General features: G+C 63.8%; 22 protein-coding genes. 13 read left to right on the top strand and 9 right to left on the bottom strand.

The features are described 5' to 3' along the window. The first annotated feature begins 103 nt into the window (after positions 1–103). The 5 genes from pimD (at position 104) to IVB47_RS02895 (ending at position 7,185) form a co-directional block, all read left to right on the top strand. Positions 104–1,246 (top strand): pimeloyl-CoA dehydrogenase small subunit, encoded by a 1,143-nt coding sequence (pimD, locus tag IVB47_RS02915; RefSeq protein ID WP_247459721.1) that lies wholly within the window; start codon positions 104–106, stop codon positions 1,244–1,246. A gap of 155 nt (positions 1,247–1,401) precedes the next feature. Next, positions 1,402–2,175, top strand: coding sequence for a glucose 1-dehydrogenase (locus tag IVB47_RS02910; protein ID WP_247459719.1), 774 nt, complete (start codon positions 1,402–1,404; stop codon positions 2,173–2,175). Between the two features lie 249 nt (positions 2,176–2,424). Continuing rightward, positions 2,425–3,930 (top strand): glycerol kinase GlpK, encoded by a 1,506-nt coding sequence (gene glpK / locus IVB47_RS02905; RefSeq protein WP_247459718.1) that lies wholly within the window; start codon positions 2,425–2,427, stop codon positions 3,928–3,930. A 119-nt stretch (positions 3,931–4,049) separates the two neighbouring features. Then, positions 4,050–6,497, top strand: a complete 2,448-nt coding sequence (locus IVB47_RS02900; protein ID WP_247459716.1) for a penicillin acylase family protein — start codon at positions 4,050–4,052, stop codon at positions 6,495–6,497. A gap of 94 nt (positions 6,498–6,591) precedes the next feature. Beyond that, entirely contained in the window at positions 6,592–7,185 is a 594-nt protein-coding gene (locus tag IVB47_RS02895) for a GNAT family N-acetyltransferase (RefSeq protein WP_247459714.1), read from the top strand. 138 nt (positions 7,186–7,323) lie between these two features. Here IVB47_RS02895 and IVB47_RS02890 read toward each other — a convergent pair whose 3' ends face one another. Next, on the bottom strand, positions 7,324–7,782 hold the full coding sequence (locus tag IVB47_RS02890; RefSeq protein WP_247459713.1) for a DUF6636 domain-containing protein: 459 nt from the start codon (positions 7,780–7,782) through the stop codon (positions 7,324–7,326). A 91-nt stretch (positions 7,783–7,873) separates the two neighbouring features. Here IVB47_RS02890 and IVB47_RS02885 point away from each other — a divergent pair, with 91 nt between their 5' ends. Then, entirely contained in the window at positions 7,874–8,503 is a 630-nt protein-coding gene (locus IVB47_RS02885) for a glutathione S-transferase family protein (RefSeq protein ID WP_247459711.1), read from the top strand. Between the two features lie 51 nt (positions 8,504–8,554). Here IVB47_RS02885 and IVB47_RS02880 read toward each other — a convergent pair whose 3' ends face one another. From IVB47_RS02880 to metF, 6 genes are all read right to left on the bottom strand, one after another. Further along, positions 8,555–9,562, bottom strand: coding sequence for a DUF3592 domain-containing protein (locus IVB47_RS02880; RefSeq protein WP_247459709.1), 1,008 nt, complete (start codon positions 9,560–9,562; stop codon positions 8,555–8,557). 83 nt (positions 9,563–9,645) lie between these two features. Further along, complete coding sequence (locus IVB47_RS02875; RefSeq protein WP_245287899.1) at positions 9,646–10,338, bottom strand: hypothetical protein; 693 nt, start codon at positions 10,336–10,338, stop codon at positions 9,646–9,648. 56 nt (positions 10,339–10,394) lie between these two features. Further along, the gene (locus IVB47_RS35395; protein ID WP_256379063.1) at positions 10,395–10,526 is read right to left on the bottom strand and encodes a hypothetical protein; all 132 of its coding nucleotides are present in this window, start codon (positions 10,524–10,526) and stop codon (positions 10,395–10,397) included. A gap of 212 nt (positions 10,527–10,738) precedes the next feature. Then, positions 10,739–10,987 (bottom strand): hypothetical protein, encoded by a 249-nt coding sequence (locus tag IVB47_RS02870; protein ID WP_247459708.1) that lies wholly within the window; start codon positions 10,985–10,987, stop codon positions 10,739–10,741. Positions 10,988–11,040: 53 nt separating this feature from the next. Further along, entirely contained in the window at positions 11,041–14,904 is a 3,864-nt protein-coding gene (metH, locus tag IVB47_RS02865; protein WP_247459706.1) for a methionine synthase, read from the bottom strand. 6 nt (positions 14,905–14,910) lie between these two features. Then, complete coding sequence (metF, locus tag IVB47_RS02860; RefSeq protein ID WP_247459704.1) at positions 14,911–15,831, bottom strand: methylenetetrahydrofolate reductase [NAD(P)H]; 921 nt, start codon at positions 15,829–15,831, stop codon at positions 14,911–14,913. Positions 15,832–16,226: 395 nt separating this feature from the next. On the opposite strand from metF, the gene IVB47_RS02855 reads away from it, so the two are divergent. After that, positions 16,227–17,240: an LLM class flavin-dependent oxidoreductase gene (locus IVB47_RS02855; RefSeq protein WP_247459703.1), complete on the top strand. Its 1,014-nt coding sequence runs from the start codon at positions 16,227–16,229 to the stop codon at positions 17,238–17,240. Positions 17,241–17,285: 45 nt separating this feature from the next. On the opposite strand, the gene IVB47_RS02850 is transcribed toward IVB47_RS02855, so the two are convergent. Together IVB47_RS02850 and IVB47_RS02845 are read right to left on the bottom strand one after the other, a co-directional pair. Beyond that, complete coding sequence (locus IVB47_RS02850; RefSeq protein WP_247406242.1) at positions 17,286–18,131, bottom strand: prephenate dehydratase; 846 nt, start codon at positions 18,129–18,131, stop codon at positions 17,286–17,288. 21 nt (positions 18,132–18,152) lie between these two features. Beyond that, the gene (locus IVB47_RS02845; RefSeq protein ID WP_247406244.1) at positions 18,153–18,893 is read right to left on the bottom strand and encodes a 3-deoxy-manno-octulosonate cytidylyltransferase; all 741 of its coding nucleotides are present in this window, start codon (positions 18,891–18,893) and stop codon (positions 18,153–18,155) included. Between the two features lie 219 nt (positions 18,894–19,112). Between IVB47_RS02845 and IVB47_RS02840 the strand changes: the two genes are divergently transcribed. The 6 genes from IVB47_RS02840 to IVB47_RS02815 all read left to right on the top strand — a co-directional run. Then, positions 19,113–19,667, top strand: coding sequence for a cytochrome c family protein (locus IVB47_RS02840; protein WP_027570186.1), 555 nt, complete (start codon positions 19,113–19,115; stop codon positions 19,665–19,667). A 208-nt stretch (positions 19,668–19,875) separates the two neighbouring features. After that, positions 19,876–21,777, top strand: coding sequence for an extracellular solute-binding protein (locus tag IVB47_RS02835; protein ID WP_247459701.1), 1,902 nt, complete (start codon positions 19,876–19,878; stop codon positions 21,775–21,777). A gap of 14 nt (positions 21,778–21,791) precedes the next feature. After that, complete coding sequence (locus IVB47_RS02830) at positions 21,792–23,672, top strand: extracellular solute-binding protein (protein WP_247459699.1); 1,881 nt, start codon at positions 21,792–21,794, stop codon at positions 23,670–23,672. Beyond that, complete coding sequence (locus tag IVB47_RS02825) at positions 23,669–24,778, top strand: microcin C ABC transporter permease YejB (protein ID WP_247459697.1); 1,110 nt, start codon at positions 23,669–23,671, stop codon at positions 24,776–24,778. The genes IVB47_RS02830 and IVB47_RS02825 overlap by 4 nt, the downstream gene beginning before the upstream one ends. Then, the gene (locus tag IVB47_RS02820; RefSeq protein ID WP_247406252.1) at positions 24,778–25,959 is read left to right on the top strand and encodes an ABC transporter permease; all 1,182 of its coding nucleotides are present in this window, start codon (positions 24,778–24,780) and stop codon (positions 25,957–25,959) included. Before IVB47_RS02825 ends, IVB47_RS02820 begins: the two co-directional genes overlap by 1 nt. 4 nt (positions 25,960–25,963) lie before the next feature. Continuing rightward, positions 25,964–26,427, top strand: a 464-nt coding sequence (locus IVB47_RS02815; protein WP_247459696.1) for an ATP-binding cassette domain-containing protein, incomplete at its 3' end; no start/stop codon positions are given.

Genomic DNA, 26,427 nt, shown 5'->3' with positions numbered 1-26,427 from the left:
ATGGCCGGGCTTGACCCGGCCATCCACGCCTAGCGCCACGAAAGAACGTGGATGCCCGGCACAAAACTGGGCATGACGACATCGATACCGGAGAGCAAAGAATATGGATTTTGATCTGAACGAGGAGCAGCGGCTTCTCAAGGAAAGCATCGACGGCCTCTTGACCGATTCCTACGATTTCGAGAGCCGCAAGAAGTACATGAAGGAGAAGGGCGGCTGGAGCCGGACCGTCTGGGGCAAGCTCGCCGAGCAGGGCCTGCTCGGTCTGCCCTTCGCGGAGGCCGATGGCGGCTTCGGCGGCGGCGGCGTCGAGACCATGATCGTGATGGAAGCGCTCGGCAAGGCGCTGGTGCTCGAGCCTTATCTCGCAACCGTCGTGATCGGCGGCGGCTTCCTGCGCCATGCGGGCAGCGATGCGCAAAAGGCCGCGCATGTGCCCGGCATCGTCGACGGCAGCAAGACGCTCGCCTTTGCCCAGCTCGAGAAGAACTCGCGCTACGATCTCTTCGACGTCTCCACGACGGCGAAGAAGAAAGGCGAGGGTTGGGTCATCGACGGCGAGAAGTTCGTCGTGCTCAACGGCGAGAACGCAGATACCCTGATCGTGACCGCGCGCACCAGGGGCGAGCGCCGCGACAAGGGCGGCATCTGCGTGTTCCTGGTGCCGGCCAACGCCAAGGGCGTCGCCAAGAAGTCGTACCCGACCCAGGACGGTCTGCACGCCGCCGACATCACCTTCACCGGCGTCGAGATCGGTGCCGATGCCGTGCTCGGCAATCCCGACGATTCGCTCGCGCTGATCGAGCGTGTGGTCGACGAAGCCCGCATCGCGCTCTGCGCCGAAGCGGTCGGCCTGATGGACGAGTCTCTGAAGACAACAGTCGAGTACATCAAGACGCGCAAGCAGTTCGGTGTCGCGATCGGTTCGTTCCAGAGCCTCCAGCACCGCGCCTCCGACATGTTCGTCGCCGCCGAGCAGGCGCGATCGATGTCGATGTTCGCGACCATGGCTGCTGATTTCGAGGACGCCGAGGAGCGCAGCAACGCCGTCGCCGCGGCCAAGGTGCAGATCGGCAAGTCGCTGAAGTTCGTCGGACAGCAGGCGATCCAGCTCCACGGCGGCATCGGCATGACCATGGAGGCGAAGATCGGCCACTACTTCAAGCGCCTGACCATGATCGAGAACAGCTTTGGCGACACCGACTACCACCAGCGCCGCGTGGCGGACGGTGGCGGGTTGATCTAAGCGCCTCTACGTCATTGCGAGGGAGCTCTTGCGACGAAGCAATCCAGACTTTCTCCGCCGAAAGATGCAATCCAGAATCCGTGCCGCGGAAATAGCTGGATTGCTTCGCTGCGCTCGCAATGACGCAGTCAACGGAATCAACGGAGCCAACAACAATGAAAAACACCCCGTTCGATCTCACCGGCAAAGTCGCCGTGGTCACCGGCTCCAGCCGCGGCATCGGCCGCTCATCCGCGGAGTTGCTGGCAAAGCTCGGCGCCAAAGTGGTCGTCTCCTCGCGCAAGGCCGACGCGTGCCAGGAGGTCGCCGACGGCATCAAGGCGGCCGGTGGTGACGCCACCGTCATCCCCTGCAATATCGCGCGCAAGCAAGAGGTCGAGGCGCTGATCGCGGGTGCGACCAAGCACTACGGCAAGATCGACATCCTCGTCTGCAATGCCGCGGTCAACCCGTATTACGGCCCGCTGCTCGACATCACCGACGAGGCCTTCGACAAGATCATGGGCAGCAACGTCAAGAGCAACATCTGGCTCTCCGCGCTGGCGATTCCGCAGATGGCCGAACGTGGAGGCGGCTCCGTCGTCATCATCTCCTCGATCGGCGGCCTGCGCGGTTCGACCGTGATCGGCGCCTACGGCATCTCCAAGGCCGCCGACTTCGCGCTATGTCGTTCGCTCGCCGGCGAATGGGGTCCGAAAGGCGTCCGCGTCAATTGCATCGCGCCCGGCCTCGTGAAAACCGATTTCGCCCGCGCGCTGTGGGAAGACGAAGCCAATCTAAAACGCCGCACCGCCACCACGCCGCTGCGCCGCATCGGGGAACCCGATGAAATCGCAGGCGCGGTGGCCTACCTCGCCTCCGACGCGTCGAGCTTCATGACCGGACAGACCATCGTCATCGACGGCGGCGTGACCACGGCTGCGCCGTAGGACTCTCAGCTCGTCGTCCCGGCGAAGGCCGGGACCTGTAACCACAGGGAGTGGTTTGACGAAGTCTGGTCGTGCTGGATCGGCATCGTGCGCAATCGATAGATCACGGGGTAGGGTCCCGGCCTTCGCCGGGACGACAGCTGAGCCCTTCTTGACCTTCCCGCCCTAATCCGCTCCCTTTGGCGCGACACAATGATCCCTCCCGGGACAACGCCAAGAAAACGACCAGCAAACCCCAAGGGTGCTTCCATGTCTTTCGTCCTTGCCATCGACCAGGGCACCACCTCCTCGCGCGCGATCGTGTTTCGCGGCGACATTTCCATTGCGGCGAAGGCGCAGGCCGAGTTTCCGCAGCATTTCCCCGCCTCGGGCTGGGTCGAGCACGAGCCCGAGGACATCTGGACCTCGACCGTGACGGTCTGCCGCGACGCGATCGCGCAGGCCGGCATCAGCGCAAAGGACATCGCCGCGATCGGGATCACCAACCAGCGCGAGACCACCGTGGTGTGGGACCGCGCCACCGGGCAGGCCGTGCACCGCGCCATCGTCTGGCAGGACCGCCGCACCGCCGACATCTGCGCGAGACTGAAAGCCGACGGCCGCGAGCCCGTGATCTCGCAGAAGACCGGCCTGATCATTGATCCCTATTTCTCCGGCACCAAGGTCGCCTGGATTCTCGACCACGTCCCCGGCGCGCGGGCGCGCGCCGCGCGCGGCGAATTGATGTTCGGCACCGTCGATTGCTATCTGCTGTGGCGCCTCACCGGCGGCAAGGTGCACGCCACCGATGCCACCAACGCCTCGCGCACGCTGCTGTTCAACATCCACACCGGCCAGTGGGACGACGAACTGCTCGAGATCATCGGCGTGCCGCGCTCGATGCTGCCCGAGGTGAAGGATTCCTCCGCCCGTTTCGGCGAGAGCACGCCGGACCTGTTCGGCGGCGCGATTGCGATCTCCGGCATCGCCGGCGACCAGCAGGCCGCGACCATCGGCCAGGCCTGCTTCCGCCCGGGCATGATGAAGTCCACCTACGGCACCGGCTGCTTCGCCCTGCTCAACACCGGCACGACGCCCGTGGCCTCGAAGAACAAGCTGCTCACCACCATCGCCTACCAGCTCGGTGGCAAACGCACCTACGCGCTGGAAGGCTCGATCTTCGTCGCGGGCAGCGCGGTACAGTGGCTGCGAGACGGCCTCGGCATCATCAAGCACGCCGCCGAGACCGGACCGCTCGCCGATCAGTCCGACTCCATGCAGAGCGTCTATCTGGTGCCGGCCTTCGTCGGCATGGGCGCGCCGTACTGGAATCCGCGCGTGCGCGGCGCGCTGTTCGGCCTCACCCGCAACACCGGCCCGGCCGAGCTTGCCCACGCCGCGCTCGAAAGCGTCTGCTACCAGACGTTTGATCTCTGGGCCGCCATGCGCGCCGACTGGCCGAGCTCGGAAACCGCAAGCGTCGTGCTCCGCGTCGACGGCGGCATGACCGCGTCCGACTGGACCATGCAGCGCCTCGCCGACCTGCTCGACGCGCCCGTTGATCGCCCCGTGATCCAGGAGACGACGGCACTCGGCGCTGCCTATCTCGCGGGCCTGCAGGCGGGCGTCTATCCCGAGCCGACCAAGTTCGCCGACAACTGGCGCCTCGAGCACCGCTTCAAGCCCAACATGAGCCAGGCGACAAGGGAGCGGAAGCTGGCGGGCTGGGCGAGGGCAGTGAAAGGCGTGCTCGCGAGCGACGAGGGCGACGGTTAGGAGAATCTCGTAGCCCGGATTGGAGCGCAGCGAAATCCGGGGTTCTCCATGGCACGATTCCCGGATTACGCTGCGCTCCATCCAGGCTACAAGAAGCAGCAACAAAGGGAGCACCAACAATGAACACGGATTTCAACCGGGTCATCCAGAAGCTTTTTGGCGCAGCGATCTGCGCCGCGCTGCTCACCTCGACCGCTATCGCGCGTGAGAAGCCGGACCCGCTCGGAAGCGCGCGTCAGGTCAAGACCGACGTCGCCGGTCTCAATGCCCCCGCGCAGATTCTGGTCGATGTCTGGGGCATCCCCCACATCTATGCCGCCAATGAGCACGACCTGTTTTTCCTGCAAGGCTTCAACGCCGCCCGCGATCGGCTCTGGCAGATCGATCTCTGGCGCAAGCGCGGACTCGGTCTGCTGGCCAAGGATTTCGGCGCGGCCTATGCCGAACAGGACAAGGCGCTACGGCTCTTTCTTTATCGCGGCGACATGAATGCGGAATGGGCGGCTTACGGCCCCAAGGCGAAGACTTATGCCGAGGCGTTCGTCGCCGGGGTCAACGCCTATGTCGCCGATGTGCGCGCGGGCAAGCGCCCGTTACCGATCGAGTTCAGGATCGCCGGCACCATGCCGGATCCGTGGACGGCGGACGACATCGTCCGCATCCGCAGCCACGGCCTGACGCGCAATGTCGCCTCCGAGGTCAAGCGCTCGTTGGTCGCTTGCGCAGCCGGCCTCGATGCCGATCGGTTTCGCGTCAAGCTCGAGCCGGCATGGACGACGAAAATTCCAGATGGTCTCGATCCCTGCAGCGTGCCGAAGGCCGTGCTGGCGCCTTACGATCTCGCGACGCGCCCGGTCGCGTTTGCCGCGCCGAAAGACCGCCAGGCCGCACTCGCGCACGATCCGGACAAGTACCTCACCGAGGCCGACCAGCAACGCGACACCATCGGCTCCAACAATTGGGTGATCGCGGCGTCGCGGACCGCGACGGGACGTCCGATCCTCGCCAACGATCCGCATCGCGAGCACAGCGTGCCTTCGCTGCGTTACGTCGTCGGCCTCAATGCGCCCGGCCTTTCCGTGATCGGCGCGGGCGAGCCGGCGCTGCCCGGCATCTCGATCGGCCACAATGGCACCATCGCCTTCGGCCTCACCATCTTCAACGTCGACCAGGAAGACCTCTACGTCTACGAGCTCAATCCGCAGAATCCCAACCAGTACCGCTATGGCAGCGGCTGGGAGGACATGCGCATTGTCCACGAGAAGGAGCAGGTGAAAGGCGAAGGCGATCGCGACCTCGAGCTGAAATTCACCCGGCATGGTCCGGTGATCTATGTCGACGACGCCAACAAGCGCGCCTTTGCCGTCCGCTCGATCTGGTTCGAGCCCGGCACCTCGGCCTATTTCGGCTCCTCCGACTACATGACCGCGAAGGATTGGAACGGATTCCTCGGGGCCATGCGGCGCTGGGGCGCGCCGTCGGAAAACCAGGTCTATGCAGACACCAAGGGCAATATTGGCTGGGTTGCCGCCGGCAAGACGCCGCGGCGCGCCAATTATGATGGCCTGATGCCGGTGCCGGGCGACGGCCGCTACGAATGGCAGGGGTTTCTCTCGCTCGACGAACTGCCCAACGCCTATCAGCCCAAGCAGGGCTTTCTCGCCACCGCCAACCAGATGAACCTGCCGGCGGATTATCCCGTCAGCGACCGCAAGGTCGGCTTCGAATGGGCGGACAGTGCGCGCTGGAAGCGCATCACCGAGGTGCTGCAGGCCAACAGCAAGGTGACGCTGGCCGATGCCATGGATTTGCAGAACGACGACACCACGATGCTGGGGCGGCGGCTCGTCAAGCTGCTGCAGCCGCTCACTTCGGACGATGCCAACGTGAAGAAGGGCCTCGAACTGCTCAAGCCGTGGGACGCGCGTGATGCCGCCGACAGCGCCGCTGCCGCGGTGTTCGAGGTCTGGATCGCCAATCATCTTGGACCGGTGCTGTTGAAGACCACGGCGCCCAAGGCCGCCGACCTGATCGCGCCCGAAGCGTCTAGCATTTCGGCGCTTGTCGCCTTCCTGGAATCTCCGGATGCGTCGTTTGGCTCCGATCCCGCCGCCGCGCGCGACCAGATCCTGCGCGACAGCCTGGGCGCCGCGGTGGCCGATGTCACAGCCAGGCTCGGGTCCGATTCATCAGCCTGGCGCTGGGGCCGCCTGCACGTCGCGAAATTCGACCACGCGCTGATGCCGCTTGCCGACAAGGCGACGGCCGCTCAGCTCTCGGTCGGTCCGCTGGCCTACGGCGGCGCCGCCAATGTGCCGCGCGCGGCCACCTACCGCCGCACCGATTATCAGCTGTTCGCCGGCGCCTCGTTCCGCATGGTGCTCGACGTCGGCAATTGGGATGCGAGCCGCACCATCAACACGCCGGGCCAGTCGGGCGATCCCTTCAGCGGCCATTATCGCGACCTCGCGCCGCTGTGGGCGACCGGCCGGTATGTGCCCCTGCTCTACAGCCGCGCTGCGGTCGAGGCGGCGACGGCGGAAGCGATCACCCTGACGCCGCGGTGAGTGAGGCGTATCCACAAACTCCGCCGTCGTCCTGGCGAAAGCCAGGACGACCCCGAATGTGTGGCCGGCGTTCAGCTTCAAAGGGACGCATCCCATGATCCTCCCCGACGGCTATTCCGACATTCCCGCCGGCAAGATCGCTGCCGTCGTCACGCATCTCGAGATGACCGCGCGTCCGCCGCTGCATGGCGATCCCCTTGGCGCATGGACCCTGCGCAAGGTCGATACCCCCGCGCTTCATTGGTATCGCGATCTCCATCGCCGCGTCGGCGAGGAGTGGTTGTGGTTTTCGCGGGCGCGCATGAACGACGCCGAGCTCGCCGCAATCATCCATGCACCGGGCGTCGAGGTCTATGCGCTTGTCGTGGACGGCAACGATGAAGGCCTGCTGGAGCTGGACTTTCGCGAGGCCGGCCAATGCGAGCTCGTGTATTTCGGCGTCACCGCAAAACTGATCGGCACCGGTGCCGCCCGCTTTATGATGAACCGCGCGCTTGAGCTCGCATGGTCACGCGACCTGTCCCGCGTTTGGGTGCACACCTGCACCTTCGACCATCCGTCCGCCGTTTCGTTCTACCAGCGGTCAGGATTTCGCCCGTTCCGCCGCCAGGTCGAGATCGCCGACGACCCGCGCCTCGATGGAACGGTGCCGCGGACGGCGGCGAGGTATGTGCCGATCATCGAATAGTGCGCAGCTGTCCCCCCACCGTCGTTGCGAGGAGCCCTTGCGACGTAGCAATCCAGCCTCAGAAGCGTAGCGGATGGAGCGCAGCGCAATCCGGGGCGGTATCCCCGCATTCGGCTGCGCTCCATGGGGGCTACATGATCAAAACACCTCCTGCTTCACCCGTGCCAGCGAAAACCCCCGCTGCATCGCGTTGAAGCACGTCAGCCCCGTCGGCTCCGACCGACACGTGAACCCAGCGCGCTGCCACACCTCGCCATAGGCGAGCACGGGCAGTGACGGGTCCATGATGGTGTCTCCGGCGCAGATGCGGCCTGCGGCTCCTTTCGCGCTCATCTCGAAGGCGTTGCCCCATTCCAGCTCGCAATCCGCCGGACGGCGCGGCCGCGTCTCCAGGTTCATGATGTCGCAGCGGAGTACGCCTTGGTCATTCCTTTGACCGTTGTCGATGAAGAACTGGCAGGCGATGTTTTTCGACGGCGTCTGGAAGCCGGTCGGACGGTCCTGCGCGCGGACGAGGCTCGCGGCCAGCAGGGAGAGTCCAAGTGCGACCGTTGCAAGTCGTTGCATCATGCATGCTCCTGCGCCCAGCTCTGTCATGCCCGGACTTGATCCGGGCATCCATCGCTTTCTAATCTGAGGAGAGATGGATTGCCGGGTCAAGTCCGGCAATGACGAAAGGCACCAAACCATGTTCCTGATCGGCCAATACGATTCCCCCTTTGTCCGCCGCGTCGCGATTGCGCTGCGGCTGTACGGCCTCGCCTTCGAGCACAGGCCGTGGTCGACCTTCGGCGACGCCGACAAGATCGCGCCCTATAATCCGCTGCGCCGCGTGCCGACGCTGGTGCTCGACGACGGCGAGGCGCTGATCGAGAGCACGGTCATCCTCGATTATCTCGACGAATTGGTAGAGCCGGAGAAGGCGATGCTGCCGCGCTCCGGCGCCGAGCGCCGGCATCATTTGCGCATCTGCGCGCTCGCCTCCGGTCTCGGCGACAAGGCGGTCAGCCTGCTCTACGAGCGCGTGTTGCGGAAGGAGCAGCTTGCGCTGTGGGTGCAGCGTTGCGAAGCGCAGATCGCGGACGTACTGAAAGCGCTGGAGGCCGAGCGCGCCAAGGTGACCACGCCATACTGGCTGGGCGACCGCATCGGCCATGCCGACATCGCGGTGGCCTGCGTCGTGCGCTTCACCCGCGAGGCGCACCCGCTTCTGTTCGAGACCTCGCGCTATCCGGCGTTGTCGGCGCATGCCGACGCGTGCGAGGCGCTGGTGCCGTTCCAGGAGATCGTGCAGCCACTGTCACCGCCGAAGGGGTGAGGCTCTTTCAATCCCTCCCGCTTACGGGGAGAGGCGAAGGGAGAAGCGCCGCTATGCGAACCCGACCTTGATCAGGATTGTCAGGAACAGGCCGCCGACGACCGCGCAAACCGCGGCGCCGATCAGCGGCCCCAGCGCGCCTGCACGGCTTGCAGGCTCCAGCACGGCTTGTCCGGGCTGGTCCGGATCGTAATAGACCTGGACGCTCTTCCCGGGGCGATATTTCGCCGCGGCCTCTGCGGCGACCTCGCGCAGCCCGGAGATCATGGTGCCGTTCCAATCGACTTCGGTGCCGATGAAATCGCGATTGCCGACCCTGTAGGCGTAGCGCAGGTCGACCTGATAGCGGTGGACGAGCTTTGAAGTCGTCGGTCGATTGTCGTGCTCGGTCTTCTCCTCGACGATTTCCTCGATCACCTCGCAATGGGTGACCCTGCCGGCAGCGGTCGGCCAGCGCAGGCTGGCGCTCGCCAGCCGGCGCGTCCGGACATAATCGGCGGCGAGGAACATCCCGCCCACCAGCACGATGATCGGCACCGCGAACGCGAACAGCGGAACGCCCTTGTCGGCGTAGAGCACGTGGCCTGCCAACGAATGCGCGGTCAACGTGGCGGCGATGACGCCGAACACCATCGTGAACGCCACCAGCGCCGCGACATTCTGCGCGGCGGCAGGCTCCAGCAGCGCCTCGGTCGGTTGCTTCGGATCGACATGGACGTCGACATGGGCGCCGACCGGATAACGTCCGGTCAGTTTTGCGGCCAGGACCCTCGTCGTGATGACGGTGCCGCCAACAAAGACCTTGTCGCCTTCCAGCTCCTGGCCGCCGGCCTGATAGCGATAGCGGATGATGGGCTTGGCGTCGTTCCGATCGTCCGAGGTGTGCGCCGTTGGCTGGTCGACCTGGGAAACCGTGATGATGCCCTCCACCTTGTCCCAGCTCCGCGCAGCCACCATCCGGCCTCGCATGCGGACGAGATTGAACAGCGTCAATCCAAACAGCAGCACGGCGATGCCGGCGGCAATCTGGGTCCACATCAATTGTTGGGCGTTCAGCATCCGATTCCCCTGCGCTTCGGCGGCGACCGCCATTGGTCGCGGCGAACGCGCGTTGCGTTCACGTCAGGGGTGCGGCGCCGATCCTATCTCCTCGTGCAGGGCTTGATCTCGCCCGAAGCAGAGTGCATCACGATCGGATTTGGCGACAGTCTGATGCCGAAAAACAATTGAGAGCCGGAGACCTTGTCGTTCGCCCCCTCATGGACGTCAAGATCGAGCTTCGTCGCGATCTCGGATGTCAGTTTGGCCCGCTCCTCCATCGAAATAGTGTTGTGATATTTGATCTCGTAGACGACGTCGGCCTCCAGCACGGACCGCGTCTGGCACACGACGCCGCCGCTCGAAACGTTCTGGGTGACCGCGTCTTCACACTCGGCTTTCAGCAAGGCGTTGCGGGCCGAGATCAGCGACTCGTCGGATATCAGCAGAATGTTGGCGTTCTCGAGCTTAAGGTTGACGGTCTCGACCTGCTGCATTCCGGCGACGGCCGATAGCTTGTCCCTGACCTGGGCCGACACGTCGAGCTTTTTCTCGAGCGACTGCTTCAGGTCGCGGTCGACGGTCCGCGATTTTTGAATCTTGCCGGTGAGCAGCGTCGGATCGACCTCGCAAGTCGGATGCAGCTCCACCCGGCCATTGCTCAGATACTCGATCGTGTTGATCGTGCCGGGGCCGCCGAACGTGCTTGGCGGCACCACCTCGAAATATCCGGTCTCGGAGAGGATGGCCGTGATGGTCTGCTTCTTGCGCGGGAATCCCGCGTAGACCGAGACCATCACGAGGGCTATCGCGACAAAAACTCCGCTACCAAGCCAAAGCCATTTGCGGCTTGTTACTTTCCCGGGCAGCACAACTGATTTTTCTCGCCGCATGGCACATAGCCTTTCGGACAGTCCGCCGCGGCAATCGTGGGTAGCACGACGAGAGCGATCGCGGCGACGAACGGTGCAATGAACTGCTTCATATGTTCGATCCCAAGCAAATCGTCGGTTAAAGGTAGTAGGCCGAGACAGTAGCGAACCAAGGTTGAGCGGACAAGTGAACGAGTTCACAAGCGGCCGATTCTTGCGAGGGCGCATCCGCAGCTGTTCGATGTGCTGCGTCGTTCCGGTACAGGCTGAGCATTTGCCTCACCGATATTGTTCTGGGAAAGCCAGGACCCATCACCCCAGTTGGTCATTTGGCGAAGATTCGTCGTTCGATAGTGCCCGCGATCGTCACCGATGGGTCACTCGGCATGAGTCCTGGCTTCCGCCATGACGACACCGAACGTTCGACACCGAACGTGTGGCGCGCGCTCATGATCGCGGCGGACGAGGCAGCGAGTATCAAACGGGCGCGGTCGGCGATCATGCATTCATACAGGTGTTTTGCCCGACGCCGCAAGCCATTTCGGGAAGGACGAAATTTGTCGAGCTTTTTCAACCCCATGCCTACTGTGCATGGGGTTGATTTCTCGTTTTTTGTTTGGAGGGCGCCTAGCCCGCGCCCGCGCGCTTCTTCTGCCAGACCAGGTGCACCGCGCAGGTGCAGCCCGGCGGATGCGAGGCAAGCTCCTTCGACGTTTCGTCGTTGGCCGGTGTTGCCGCGAATGCCGCCTTGTCGGCCGTGCCCTCTCGCGCCGGGATGTAGTTCAGGATCGGCGCGAGCCAGCGCTCGGTCTCGGCGACGCTCATGCCCTTGCGCGCAGCATAATCCTCGACCTGATCGCGCTCGATCTTGCCGACGCCGAAATAGTAGCTCTCGGGATTGGCGAGATAGAGCCCCGACACGGAGGAGCCCGGCCACATTGCAAAGCTCTCGGTCAGCTTCACGCCGGCGGTGTTTTCGGCGTCGAGCAGCTCGAACAGCGTGGCCTTCTCGGTGTGATCCGGCTGCGCGGGATAGCCGGGAGCGGGACGGATGCCCTGGTACTTTTCGAGGATCAACTCGTCGGTCGAGAGCGTCTCGTCCGGCGCATAGGCCCAGAACTCGCGGCGGACGCGGGCATGCATGCGCTCCGCGAAGGCTTCGGCGAGGCGATCGGCCAGCGCCTTGCACAGGATCGACGAGTAGTCGTCATTGGCCATCTTGAAGCGGTCGGCGACCACATCCTCGCCGATGCCGGCGGTGACGACGAAGCCGCCGACATAATCGGGCACGCCGGTGATGGCGGGCGCGACGAAGTCGGACAGCGCCGCGTTGAAACGGCCCTCGCGCTTCTCGAGCTGCTGGCGCAGCGTGTGCAGCGTCGCGATCGTCCTGGTTCGGCTCTCGTCGGCATAGAGCACGATGTCGTCGCCCTGCGCATTGGCCGGCCAGAAGCCGACGGTGGCGCGCGCGCGGAACCATTTCTCCTTGACGATCAGGTCGAGCATCTTGCGCGCATCGTCGTAGAGCGAGCGCGCGACCTCGCCGACCTTGGCATCGTCGAGGATGGCGGGGAAGCGCCCGGCGAGCTCCCAGGTCTGGAAGAACGGCGTCCAGTCGATATAGGGCACCAGCTCGGCGAGATCGTAGTCGTCGAAGCTCCTGGTGCCGAGGAAGGTCGGCTTCACCGGCTTGTTCGCGGCAAAGTCGACCGGCACGCGGTTGGCGCGGGCGGTCGCCAGCTTCAGCCGCTTCTTGTCGGCCTGGGCGCGCATATGCGCGTCCGAGATTTTTGCGTATTCAGCGCGGACTTCGGCGGCATAGGCCTCGCGCCTCTCGGGCGACAGCAGAGCAGACGCAACACCAACCGCGCGGCTGGCGTCGTTGACATGCACCACGGGGCCGGCGCGATAGCTCGGGTCGATCTTCACCGCCGTATGCACGCGGCTCGTGGTGGCGCCGCCGATCAAGAGCGGCAGCTTGAGGCCTTCGCGCTGCAATTCTGCGGCGAAGAACGCCATCTCGTCGAGCGAGGGCGTGATCAGGCCGGACAGCCCGACGATGTCGGCCTTCTCCGCCTTCACCGTCTCGACGATCTTGGCCGCGGGCACCATCACGCCGAGGTCGATGACCTCGTAATTGTTGCACTGGAGCACGATGCCGACGATGTTCTTGCCGATATCGTGGACGTCGCCCTTGACGGTCGCGAGCACGATCTTGCCGGCGGACGAGGAGCCTTCCGTACCGATGCCGTTGGCGAGATTGCGTGCCTTCTCTTCTTCCATGAACGGCATCAGCCAGGCGACAGCCTGCTTCATCACGCGGGCCGACTTCACCACCTGCGGCAGGAACATCTTGCCGTCGCCGAAGAGATCGCCGACCACGTTCATGCCCGCCATCAGCGGACCCTCGATCACGTCGAGCGGGCGCTTCGAGGCCTTGCGGGCCTCCTCGGTATCCTGCTCGATGAACTCGGTGATCCCGTGGACCAGCGAATGCGACAGCCGCTTCGCCACCGGCCATTCGCGCCAGGCGAGATCGGCTTCCTTGGTCTGGGTCTTGTTGCCGCGGAATCTTTCCGCGAGCGCCAGCAGGCGCTCGGACGCACCCGGGTCGCGGTTGAGGATGACGTCCTCGCACACCTGGCGCAATTCGGGATCGATGTCGTCATAGACGATCATCTGCCCGGCATTGACGATGCCCATGTCCATGCCGGCCTTGATGGCGTGATACAGGAACACCGAATGCATCGCCTCGCGCACCGGCTCGTTGCCGCGGAACGAGAACGACAAATTGGACACACCACCTGAAATGTGCGCGCCCGGCAGATTCTTGCGAATCCAGCGCGTCGCCTCGATGAAGTCGACGCCGTAATTGTTGTGTTCCTCGATGCCGGTTGCGATCGCGAAAATATTCGGATCGAAGATGATGTCTTCCGGCGGGAAGCCGACGCGGTTCACGAGGATGTCGTAGGCGCGCTTGCAGATCTCGGTCTTGCGGGCGAACGTATCGGCCTGGCCGACCTCGTCGAACGCCATCACCACGACGGCCGCGCCATGACGGCGGGCGACCTTCGCCTCGTGAATGAACTTGTCCTCGCCTTCCTTCATCGAGATCGAGTTGACGACCGGCTTGCCCTGCACGCATTTCAGGCCGGCCTCGATCACCGAGAATTTCGAGCTGTCGACCATCACGGGGACGCGGGCGATGTCGGGCTCGGCGGCGACGAGGTTGAGGAAGGTCACCATCGCGGCTTCCGAGTCCAGAAGGCCCTCGTCCATGTTGACGTCGATGATCTGCGCGCCGTTCTCGACCTGGTCGCGCGCCACCTGCAGCGCGGCGGTGTAGTCGCCGGCGGTGACCAGCTTGCGGAAGCGGGCCGAGCCGGTGACGTTGGTGCGCTCGCCGACGTTCACGAAGGGAATGGCGTCGGTCAAGATGAACGGCTCGAGGCCGGAGAGCCGCAAGCGAGGTTCGATCTCCGGCACGATGCGCGGCTTGTGCGGCGCGACCGCAGCCGCAATCGCAGCGATATGGTCCGGCGTGGTGCCGCAGCAGCCGCCGACGATGTTGACGAGGCCATCACGCGCGAACTCGCCGACCAGGCGGGCCATGTATTCCGGGGTCTCGTCATACTGGCCGAACTCGTTGGGCAGGCCGGCATTGGGATAGGCACAAACAAGCGTGTCGGCGACGCGGCCGATATCGGCGATATGCGCGCGCAGATCTTCCGCGCCGAGCGCGCAGTTGAAGCCGATGGTAACGGGCTTGGCGTGCTGCACCGAATGCCAGAACGCTTCCGGCAACTGGCCGGACAACAGGCGGCCGGACTTGTCGGTGATGGTGCCCGACACCATCACCGGCATGTCGATGCCGCGCTCCTCGGTGATCTCGGCGATCGCGTAGAGCGCCGCCTTGGCGTTCAGCGTGTCGAAGATGGTCTCGACCAGCAGCAGATCGACGCCGCCGTCGAGCATGCCGTTGATCTGCTCGCCATAAGATTTGCGCAAATCGTCGAACGTGACGGCGCGATAGCCGGGATTGGAAACGTCGGGCGAGATCGAGGCGGTGCGGTTGGTCGGTCCGATGGCACCGGCGACGAAGCGCGGCTTGCCGTCCTCGGCCTCGACGCGGCGTGCGGCGTTGCCGGCGAGGCGGGCGCCTTCGCGCGCCATCTCGTAGATGATGTCGGCGAGATCGTAATCGGCCTGCGCGATCGAGGTCGTGGAGAAGGTGTTGGTGGCGACGATGTCGGCACCGGCACGCAAATAGGCGGCGTGGATGTCCTCGATCGCCTGCGGCTGGGTCAGGATCAGGAGATCGTTGTTCCCGCGCAAATCGCGATGGAAGGTCTTGAAGCGCTCGCCGCGGAAGGCGGCTTCGTCGAACTGGAGGTTCTGGATCATCGTGCCCATGGCGCCATCGAGCACGAGAATGCGCTCGCGCGCGGCGTTGAGCAGGGCGGTTCGCTTGGGAGAGGTGGATACGGTCATGCTGTCTTAAGCCGCCTTCTGCGCGCTCTTGGCGCGGATGCCGAGCAAATGGCTGATCGCGAACACGAGATCGGCGCGGTTCATGGTGTAGAAATGGAAGGTGTCGACGCCGTGCTTCGCCAGCTTCTGCACCTGGCCGGCGGCGACGGTGGCCGCCACCAGCTTGCGGGTCTCGGCGTCTTCATCGAGGCCCTCGAACTTCGCGGCGATCCAGTCCGGCACGGAGGTGCCGTTGCGGGTGACGAAATTGCGAGCCTGCTTGAAATTATGCATGGGCATGATGCCTGGCACGATCGGGATGTTGATCCCGCGCGCCTGCACGCGGTCGAGATAGCGGAAATAGAGGTCGTTATCGAAGAACACCTGCGTGATCGCGCGGGTCGCACCCGCATCGACCTTGGCCTGCAGCGTGTCGATATCATCGTCGAAATCGCGCGCCTCCGGGTGCTTCTCAGGGTACGCCGAGACCGATACCTCGATATCGCCGTGCCGCTTCTTGATGCCGGCGACGAGGTCGGCGGAGCTCTGGTAGCCGTCGGGATGGCTGGAATAGGCCGTGCCGATGCCGCCCGCGGGATCGCCGCGCAAGGCCACGATGTGGCGGACGCCGACCTCGTGATAGCGATCGACGATCTCGTCGATCTCGCCGCGCGTGGCACCGACGCAGGTCAGATGCGCGGCCGGCAGCAGCGCGGTTTCTTTCAGGATACGCGAGATGGTCGCGTGGGTGCGCTCACGGGTCGAGCCGCCGGCGCCATAGGTGACCGAGACGAATTTCGGGTCGAGCGGGGCCAGCCGGTTGATGGTGTCCCAGAGATTGCGCTCCATATCTTCCGTCTTGGGCGGAAAGAACTCGAAGGAAATCGCAGGCCGCTTCAGGTACCCGTCTTGCCCGTCGGTGTGGGCAGGCATCGTCGCGTCAGTCATGGGCACCACTCACTCCAAGGGCGCGCCGGGTCGTGGGCGGGCCGCGGTCAGGTCTAGATTGGGAGAGGTCAAGATAAGCCAAAGCGGCCGCGCACGACAGCCCATCGCAGATGGGAAATGGCCCACTTTTGTTATTATCGTAGCAAATGAGATGTCGTTTGAAGTCGAAGTGGGCTAAATGCATTCAGCTATAATGATAAATAAATCAGGCATATAGCCAGAATCCGTTGCCATTTGACGCAAAGTTCTGGCGTGGGCAATGTGAAGGAGTTGTTTTCAGATCGATCTTGTCCCAACTTCGCGGTGCGGTCCGGCGCGCGAGCCCGCGGCCTGCACGTCAGACCTGCGCGCCCTGCCCATTGCCGCTGCGCCGCTCTCCATTACGTTAGCGCGCCATGATCCCGCTCTCAGTCCTCGACCTCTCCGTCGTCACAACAGGCACAAAGCCGGCCGCGGCACTGCGCAACAGCATCGACCTGGCTCGCCATGCCGACGGGCTCGGCTATGTCCGCTACTGGCTCGCCGAGCATCACAACCTCGCCTCCGTCGCGAGCCCGGCGCCCGACGTGATGATCGGGCAGATCGCGGCGGTGACGAAGCACATCCGCGTCGGTTCCGGTGGCGTGATGCTGCCCAATCACGCGCCGCTGGTCGTGGCCGAGCGCTTCAAGATGCTGGAGGCGCTGTTTCCGGGTCGCATCGATCTCGGCCTCGGCCGCGCCCCCGGCACTGACGGTGCCACAGCCTATGCGTTGCGCAGTCGGCTCGATCGCCGCGAAGGCGACGATTTCCTCGAGCGGCTGCACGAATTGATCCTGTGGCAGACCCGGGAATTCCCCTCGGGCCATCCCTACCACAACGTTGTCGCGATGCCCGACGATACGCCGTTGCCGCCGATCTGGCTGCTCGGCTCCAGCGATTATTCGTCCGAGCTCGCCGCGCAGGTCGGCATGGGCTTCGCATTCGCCCATCATTTTGCGTCCCACGATGCGATCGATGCGATGGTGCATTATCGCAATCGTTTTCAGCCCTCGGCCTGGAGTTCGAGCCCGCGCGCGATCCTCGCGGTCGCCGTCATCACAGCCGACACGGATGACGAAGCCGAAAAGCTCGCCGCATCTTTCGACCTCAACCGCCTGCGCCGCGACCGCGGCCAGTATCTTCCGTTGCCGAGCGTCGAAGAGGCGCTGGCCTATCCTTATACCGACTCGGAGCGCACCTCGATCCAGCGCAACCGCTCGCGCCTGTTCGTCGGCAGCCCTGCAACCGTGCGGAAGACGCTGCAGCCGCTGATCGACGCGAGCAAGCCGGACGAGTTGATGGTGATCACCGCCGTCTATGATCACGAAGCGCGAAAGAAATCGTATTCGCTGCTGGCGGAGGCGTTCGGGCTTAAATCGGTCGGATAAGGCTCTCGTGCTCCGGCTCGCGCTTCGCGCGTCCGGGACACGAGACTATTCCATCGTCGCGCGGAACGGGTGGCCTGGATACACGCCGACGATGCGGAATTCGCGCGAGAAGAATTTCAGCTCCTCGATCGCGAAAGCGAGGCCCTTGTCATCAGGGTGGCCGTCGACGTCGGCGTAAAACTGGGTGGCGAAGAAATTGCCGTCGACCATGTAGCTCTCGAGCTTGGTCATGTTGACGCCGTTGGTGGCAAAGCCACCGAGCGCCTTGTAGAGCGCGGCCGGCAAATTGCGCACCCGGAACACAAAAGTCGTGACCAGCGGACCGGAGCCCTGTGCGGCCCATTTCGGTTCGCGCGCGAGCACCACGAAGCGCGTGGTGTTGTGGGCCTCGTCCTCGATGTCCTCGGCCAAAATGTCGAGGCCGTAAATCTTTGCGGCCAAGCGCGAGGCGATCGCGGCGACGGTCTTGTCGTTGCGCTCGGAAATGTCGCGGGCGCTGCCGGCGGTATCGGCGTGCACGATTGGCTTGATGCCAAGCTTGCGAATGATGCGCCGGCATTGGCCGAGCGCGTGCACGTGGCTCTCGACACTCTTGATGTCCTCAAGCCTGGTCCCCTTCACCGCCATCAGCTGATGCCGGACCGGCAGAAACCATTCGCCGATGATGAAGAGACCGGAGGCCGGCAGCAAATGATGGATGTCGGCGACGCGGCCTGCGACCGAATTCTCGATCGGGATCATGCCGAGATCGGCTTCGCCCGACGAGATCGCCGACAAGGCGTCCTCGAAGGTGGCGCAGGGCATCGGCTCGGCGTCGGGATAGGCCTCGACGATGGCGATGTGGGAATTGGCCCCAGGCTCGCCCTGGAATGCGATTTTCAGCTTGCTCATGCTCGGCCTTGTAACAGCGGCTCAGGATTTGGAAAGGATGCTGCGGGCGGTTTCCAGGTCCGCCGGGGTGTCGACCCCGCGGGGCACGGTATCGACGATGGTGAAGTCGATGCGCATTCCGGCCTCGAGCGCCCGGAGTTGCTCGAGCTTCTCCTGCAATTCCAGCGGCGAAGGCGGAAGCCGGACGTAGCGCTCCAGCGCGGCGCGGCGATAGGCGTAGAGGCCGATATGGTGGTAACGCGGCCCGTCGCCGGTCGGCGCGGTTGCGCGGGTGAAATAAAGTGCACGCATGCGTCTGCCGCCGAGCGAGGTCCCGATCGCCTTCACGACGCTGGGCGCGAGGTCCTCCTCCTCGGTGTGGATCTGCGAAGCCAGCGTTGCGATGTCCACGACGGGGTCTTGCAGCGGCGGCAGCACCTCGCGGATGTTGTCGATCGTGATGGTCGGGAAATCGCCCTGGAGATTGACCACGATCTCGGCTTTGCCGTCCGGATCGAGCTTCTGCATGGCCTCGTGGATGCGGTCGGAGCCGGACGGGTGCTCCGGGCGGGTCATCACGGCCTCGCCGCCATGGGCGGTCACGACGGATGCGATCTCCGCGGTGTCGGTTGCGACCGCGACCCGGCCGATCCCGGCGGCCTCGGCGCGGCGCATCACGTGCACGATCATCGGCTGCCCCGCGATATCGGCGAGCGGCTTGCCGGGCAGGCGGGTGGCGGCCATGCGGGCTGGAATCAGCACCAGGATGCGGGGATCGATCATGGTTCAAGGGCCTGGAAACGGGGCGTTTTCCGCGCCGAGAAATGGGGTGGGGACGGGCGTGAAGCCCGCTCGCTTATACGGGTTGCCAGACCCCGGGCAAACCGATATCTCAATGGCAAAACTCGGGGAAACAATAAAGGAACGTTGATTCTCCGAGGCTCGTCCTGGCGGCCGCATTGGGCCGCTCGATCCTTCTTGCGGTGTGGGGCCTGGCCGGCAATGGACTCTTTCGAACTGAACAAGATTCTCGGTGCCGTGCTCGGCACCTGTCTCCTTCTGCTGGTGACGAGCTTCACCGCGAGTGCGCTGTTCTCGCCCAAGATGCCGGAAAAGCCGGGCTTCGAGATCGCGGTGAAGGAAGACGCCGGTCACGGCAAGGAAGGCGGCGCTGCCCCCGCAGCCGCCGAACCGATCGAAAAGCTGCTCCAGACCGCCTCGGTCGAGAAGGGCGCCTCCGCCGCCAAGAAGTGCGGCGCCTGCCACACCTTCGAGAAGGGCGGCCCGAACCGTGTCGGTCCGAACCTCTACGGCGTCGTCGGCGACCATGTTGGCGAGGGCCGCGGCGGCTTCAACTTCTCGGCTGCGATGAAGGCCAAGGGCGGCACCTGGGACTTCGATGCGCTCAACAAGTTCATCGCCAATCCCAAGGCGGCTGTCCCGGGCACCGCGATGGGCTTTGCCGGCATCCCGAAGGATAGCGAGCGCGCCGACGTGATCGCTTACCTGAACAGTCTCTCCGACAGCCCGAAGCCGCTGCCGACCGCGGCGAAGTAAGGCCTGTCGATTTCGATCTTGGTACGCGGCCGGGCTCAAAGCCCGGCCGTTTGCTTATCCGGGCCTCGCGGCGTTGTTATCGGGGCGTTTGGCCGCAGCGATCGGCCAGCCGGGCTTCCAAGATGAGGAAAAAGCAACATATTCCGTCGAAACCTCGCCTATATTGGGACCTTAAAGGAGTAGCCTCCTTCAAGACAGGAATGTTGATTTGCCCCTTACCCGACGCGATCTCCTGCTCACTGGCACCGCTGCCGCAACGCTCCCCGCCCTTGGTTCCGTAGGGGGCCTTTCCGGCGTCGGCGTGGCACACGCGCAATCCGCCAGCGAGCCGACTTGGCGGCACGCGCTGTCGCTGTTCGGACAAGTCAAATACCCTGCGGACTTCAAGCGCTTCGACTACGTCAATCCGGAAGCGCCAAAAGGCGGCGTCGCGCGCCAGATCGCCGTCGGCACATTCGACAATTTCAATATCGTCGTCTCCGGTGTGAAGGGGCAAGTCGCCGGTGCCGTGGCATTCATCTACGAATCCCTCACGACGGCCTCGCTCGACGAAGTCTCGACCGAATACGGCGCGCTGGCCGAGGCCGTCAGCCATCCGGATGATTTCTCCTTCGTGACTTACCGCTTGCGGCCGCAAGCCAAATGGCACGACGGCAAGCCGGTTACCGCGGACGACGTGATCTTCTCGCTCGATTCCTTCAAGAAGCACCACCCGCAGTACTCGGCCTATTACAGCCATGTGGTGAAAGCCGAGAAGGTCGGCGAGCGTGAGGTAAAGTTCGTGTTCGACGCGCCGGGCAACCGCGAATTGCCGCAGATCGTCGGGCAACTCACGGTCCTGCCGAAGCATTGGTGGGAGGGCACCGACGCGCAGGGCCGCAAGCGCGATGTCTCCGCCACCACGCTCGAAGTGCCGCTGGGTTCGGGCCCCTACCGGGTCAAGGAATTCGTTGCCGGGCGGTCGATCGCGCTGGAGCGCGTCAAGGATTATTGGGGGCGCGATCTCGCCGCCAATGTGGGCCGAAATAATTTCGACGAGCTGCGCTACGAGTATTTCCGCGACGCCACCGTGGCGATCGAGGCTTTCAAGGCCGATCAGGTCGATTGGCGCACCGAGAACAGCGCAAAGAATTGGGCGACAGCCTACGACTTCCCGGCCGTCACCGAAAAGCGCGTGATCCTCGAGGAGTTCGCCAATCGCAGCTCGGGCGTCATGCAGGCCTTCGTGCCGAACCTGCGCCGCGCCAAATTTAAGGATCCGCGCGTGCGACGCGCGCTCAATTACGCCTTCGACTTCGAGGAGATGAACAAGCAGATCTTCTACGGCCAGTACAAGCGCATCAGCAGTTATTTTGATGGCATTGATGAGCTGATGGCGACCGGGTTGCCGCAGGGCAAGGAGCTCGAGATCCTCGAGACAGTCCGCGCCGAGGTCCCGCCCGAAGTCTTCACCACGGCCTACACCAACCCGGTCAGCGGCAGTCCGGAAGCCGTTCGCGACAATCTGCGCGAGGCGCTGCGCCTGTTCAAGGAAGCCGGCTACGAGGTGCGCGAGCGCAAGCTGATCGACATCAAGACCGGCGCCCAGTTCTCGCTGGAACTGCTGAACTCAGATCCAAGCTTCGAGCGGATCACGCTGTTCTACAAGCCGTCGCTGGAACGGCTCGGCATTGCTGTCAGCGTGCGGACGGTGGATCCCACTCAGTACGAGAACAGGACGCGCGAGTGGGATTTCGACATCGTCACCAACTCCTGGGGCGAGTCGCAGTCGCCGGGTAACGAGCAGCGCGAATTCTGGTCCTCAAAGACGGCCGACATCGCCGGTTCACGCAACATTACGGGCATCAAGAATCCGGCGGTCGACAAGCTGATCGAGCGGGTGATCTACGCCAAGGGTCGCGACGATCTCGTCGCGGCAACCAAAGCACTCGACCGCGTGCTGCTGTGGAATCACTACGTCGTGCCGCAGTGGACTTATACGAAGGTCCGCACCGCGCGCTGGGATCGGTTTGGCCGGCCAGCGGAATTGCCCAAATATGGTCAGTCCGGCTTTCCGTTCATCTGGTGGTACGACGCGGACAAGGCGGCGCGGATCGCAAAGAAGTCGTGAAGGACATTCTCCGCATGGCGCAGCTTTCACGCCGGCATGTGCTGGCCTTGGGTGCCGGTGGCGCGTTCGGCGCCTCCTGGTTCCGGGGCGCGGCAGCGTCCCAGATGCCTGCCGAGGCCCACGGCATGTCGGCCTTCGGCGACCTCAAATATCCCGCCGATTTCCATCACTTCGACTACGTCAATGTCGACGCGCCCAAGGGCGGCACTTTCTCGCTGATCCCGTCGGTGCGCGCCTACAACCAGTCATATCAGACCTTCAACTCGCTCAATGCCTTCATCCTCAAAGGCGATGGCGCGCAGGGCATGGACATGACCTTTGCGCCGCTGATGCTGCGCGCCAATGACGAACCGGACGGGATGTACGGGCTTGCCGCCAAGTCGGTAAATATATCGGCAGACAGGCTGGTTTATCGCTTCACCATGCGGCCCGAGGCGAAATTCCACGACGGCACCAAGCTCACCGCGCACGACGCTGCGTTTTCGCTGACGTCGCTGAAGGCCAAGGGCCATCCGCTCATCATCGTGCAGATGCGCGACATGGTCAGCGCGGAAGCGATCGACGAGGTGACGCTGGTCGTGACCTTCGCCAAGGGACGCGCGCGTGACGTGCCGCTCTATGTGGCGAGCCTGCCGATCTTCTCGAAAGCCTACTATGCCTCCCGTCCGTTCGACGAAACGTCTCTGGAGATCCCGTTGGGTTCGGGGCCGTACAAGGTCGGCAAGTTCGAGGTCAACCGCTACATCGAATACGAGCGCGTCAAGGATTGGTGGGCTGCCGATCTGCCCCCCTGTCGCGGCAGCTACAATTTTGACGTCGTGCGCTACGAATTCTACCGCGACCGCGATGTCGCTTTTGAAGGTTTCACCGGCAAGAACTATCTCTACCGCGAAGAGTTCACTGCTCGTATCTGGGCGACCCGCTATGACTTCCCCGCGGTCAAGGACGGTCGCGTCAAGATGGAGGTCGTGCCCGACGACACGCCGTCCGGCGCGCAAGGATGGTTCATCAACACGCGGCGCGAAAAATTCAGGGATCCTCGCGTGCGTGAGGCACTGATCGACGCCTTCGACTTCGAGTGGACCAACAAGACCATCATGTACGGTGCTTATGCCCGCACGGTGTCGCCATTTCAGAACTCGGACCTCATGGCGAGCGATGGGCCTCCGCCGCCGGAAGAGCTGAAGCTGCTGGAGCCGTTTCGCGGCCAGGTTCCCGACGAGGTGTTCGCCGCATCGTTCACGCCGCCGGTCTCCGACGGCTCCGGGCAGGATCGCAGCCTGTTGCGAAAGGCGCAGCAACTGCTCAGCGACGCCGGCTTGCCGATCAAGGACGGCAAGCGGATGCTGCCGAACGGCGAGGTCTTCAGGATCGAATTCCTGTTGGACGAGGCTTCGTTCCAGCCGCACCATGGGCCCTACATCAAGAATCTCGCGACGCTCGGCATCGAAGCGAGCGTGCGCCTCGTCGATGCCGTACAACATAAGGCGCGCCAGGAAGATTTCGACTTCGATATGACGATCCAACGCTTCAGCATGTCCGCAACGCCGGGCGACGCCATGCGCGCGTTCTTCTCGTCGCAGGTCGCGGCAACGAAGGGCTCGTACAATCTCGCGGGCGTCGCCAGCCCGGCCATCGATGCCATGATCGAGAAGATCATGGCGGCCGACAGCCGCGAGGACTTGACCATAGCCTGCCGCGCCTTCGATCGCCTGTTTCGCGCCGGCCGTTATTGGGTGCCGCAATGGTATAACAAGACGCACCGGCTTGCTTATTGGGATCAATTCGGCCATTCGCAGAAGCCGCCGCGTTATGCCAACGGCGTTGGCGCCCCCGATATTTGGTGGCACGACGGCGGCAAGGCTGCCAAGCTCGAGCAGGCGAAACAGCCATGAGCGCCTATATCGCCCGCCGCATCCTGCTGATGATCCCGACCTTGCTCGGGATCCTCTTCGTCTCCTTCATCGTCGTGCAGTTCGCGCCGGGCGGCCCGGTCGAGCGCGTGATCGCGCAGCTCTCGGGGGCCGACACCGGCGGCACCTCGCGCATCTCGGGCGGCAGCGACTTTGCGCAGCGCGCCCCGGGGCAGTTGGGGGTCGGCGGCGACGCCATCAACTCGAAATATCGCGGTGCGCAAGGCCTCGATCCCGATTTCATCAAGAAGCTGGAAGTGCAGTTCGGCTTCGACAAGCCGGCCCCGGAGCGCTTCGCGCTGATGGTCTGGAATTTCGCCCGCTTCGATTTCGGCAAGAGCTATTTTCGCGATGTCAGCGTCCTGCAGCTCGTCAAGGAGAAGTTGCCGGTCTCGATCTCGCTCGGCATCTGGCTGACGCTGCTGACTTACCTGATCTCGATTCCGCTCGGCATCCGCAAGGCGGTCAGGGACGGGACGCGCTTCGACACCTGGACGTCGAGCGTGCTCGTGCTCGGCTACGCCATACCCGGCTTCCTGTTCGCGATCCTCCTGATTATCCTGTTTGCCGGCGGCTCGTTCTTCAACTGGTTCCCGCTGCGCGGACTGACGTCGGACGGTTGGTCGCAGTTTCCGTGGTACTGGAAGATCATCGACTACTTCTGGCATTTGACACTGCCGCTGATCGCCATGGGGCTCGGTGCGTTCACCACCATGACGTTCCTGACCAAGAACTCGTTTTTGGACGAGATCCGCAAGCAGTATGTGATGACCGCGCGCGCGAAGGGCTGCAGCGAGAACCGGGTGCTTTACGGTCACGTCTTCCGCAACGCGATGCTGATCGTCATCGCCGGCTTTCCCAGCACCTTTATCCACGCCTTCTTCTCGGGCTCGCTTCTGATCGAGACCATCTTCTCGCTGGACGGACTGGGACTACTCAGTTTCGAAAGCGTTCTCAACCGCGACTACCCCGTGGTGTTCGGCACGCTCTTCATCTTCTCGCTTGTCGGCCTCGTGATTAACCTGATCTCTGACCTGACCTATATGTGGATTGATCCGCGGATCGATTTCGAGGCGCGGGAGGTCTGATGACACTGGCCGCCCCCACCACGCCGATCGAAACCACTGCGAAGTCGCCGCTCGGCAGTGCCGTGCCGATCACGCGCAAACCGTTCGTGCCATCGCCGCTCAACAGGCGCCGGTGGCAGAATTTCAAGGCGAACCGGCGCGGCTATTGGTCCTTCTGGATCTTCCTGATCCTGTTTGTGGTGTCGCTATTCGCCGAGCTGATCGCCAATGATCGGCCGTTCCTGATCAAATATGATGGCCACCTCTATTGGCCGTCCGTCGTCACCTATTCGGAAACGACTTTCGGCGGCGACTTCGAAACGGCGGCCGACTATCGCGATCCCTATTTGCAGAAGCTGATCAGGGACAAGGGCGGCAGCATCGTCTGGCCGCTGATCCGCTATTCCTACGACACCCACAATCTCGATCTGCCGACGCCGGCGCCGTCGCGGCCGACCTGGATGTTGACGGAAGCGCAGTGCAAGCCCGTCGTCGAGAAGAAGGGCCTCAAGAGCTGCCGCGATCTCGAATACAACTGGCTCGGCACCGACGACCAGGGCCGCGACGTGGTGGCACGGCTGATCTACGGCTTCCGCATCTCGGTGCTGTTCGGCCTCTGCCTGACCATCGTCTCCTCCGTCGTCGGCATCGCGGCCGGCGCGGTGCAGGGCTATTTCGGCGGCTGGATCGACCTGTTGTTCCAGCGCTTCATCGAGATATGGACCGCGATCCCTTCGCTCTATCTGCTGCTGATCCTGTCGTCGGTGCTGGTGCCCGGTTTCTTCGTGCTTCTCGGCATCCTGCTGTTGTTTTCCTGGGTATCGCTGGTCGGGCTTGTGCGCGCGGAATTCCTGCGCGGGCGCAATTTCGAGTACATCCAGGCGGCGCGGGCGCTCGGCGTGTCGAACAAGGTCATCATGTTCCGGCATCTGTTGCCGAACGCGATGGTCGCGACCATGACATTCCTGCCGTTCATCGTGTCGAGTTCGGTGATGACGCTGACGGCGCTCGACTTCCTGGGGTTCGGACTGCCGCCCGGCTCGCCGTCGCTCGGCGAGCTGCTGTCGCAGGGCAAGTCCAACGTGCAGGCGCCCTGGCTCGGTTTCTCCGGCTTCTTCTCGGTCGCGATCATGCTGTCGCTCTTGATTTTCATCGGCGAGGCCGTGCGCGACGCGTTCGATCCGCGCAAGACGTTCAGGTAAGCCAATGGACGCGATCAACCAGCCTTTGCTCAGCGTGCGCGACCTCTCGGTGGCCTTCCACCAGGGCGGCGTCACCACGCTCGCGGTCGACAAGGTCTCGTTCCAGATCAGGCGCGGCGAGTGCCTGGCGCTGGTCGGCGAGTCCGGCTCCGGCAAGTCGGTCAGCGCGCTCTCGATTCTCAAGCTGTTGCCCTATCCGAACGCCTCGCATCCTTCGGGCAGCATCCACTTCAAGGGCCAGGAACTGATCGACCGGTCGGAGCAGGAGATGCGGGAGATTCGCGGCAGCGACATCTCGATCATCTTCCAGGAGCCGATGACCTCGCTCAACCCACTCCACACGATCGAGGCGCAGATCGGCGAGATCATCCAGCTGCACAATCCGACCAGCAATGCCGAGGCGCGCAGGCGGACGCTGGAATTGCTGACGCAGGTTGGCATTCCCGAGCCAGAAACGCGGCTGAAGAG

It is taken from the genome of Bradyrhizobium sp. 62 (assembly GCF_023073035.1).
Lineage (GTDB): Bacteria > Pseudomonadota > Alphaproteobacteria > Rhizobiales > Xanthobacteraceae > Bradyrhizobium.
This window is presented reverse-complemented; position numbering and strand designations above follow the sequence as displayed.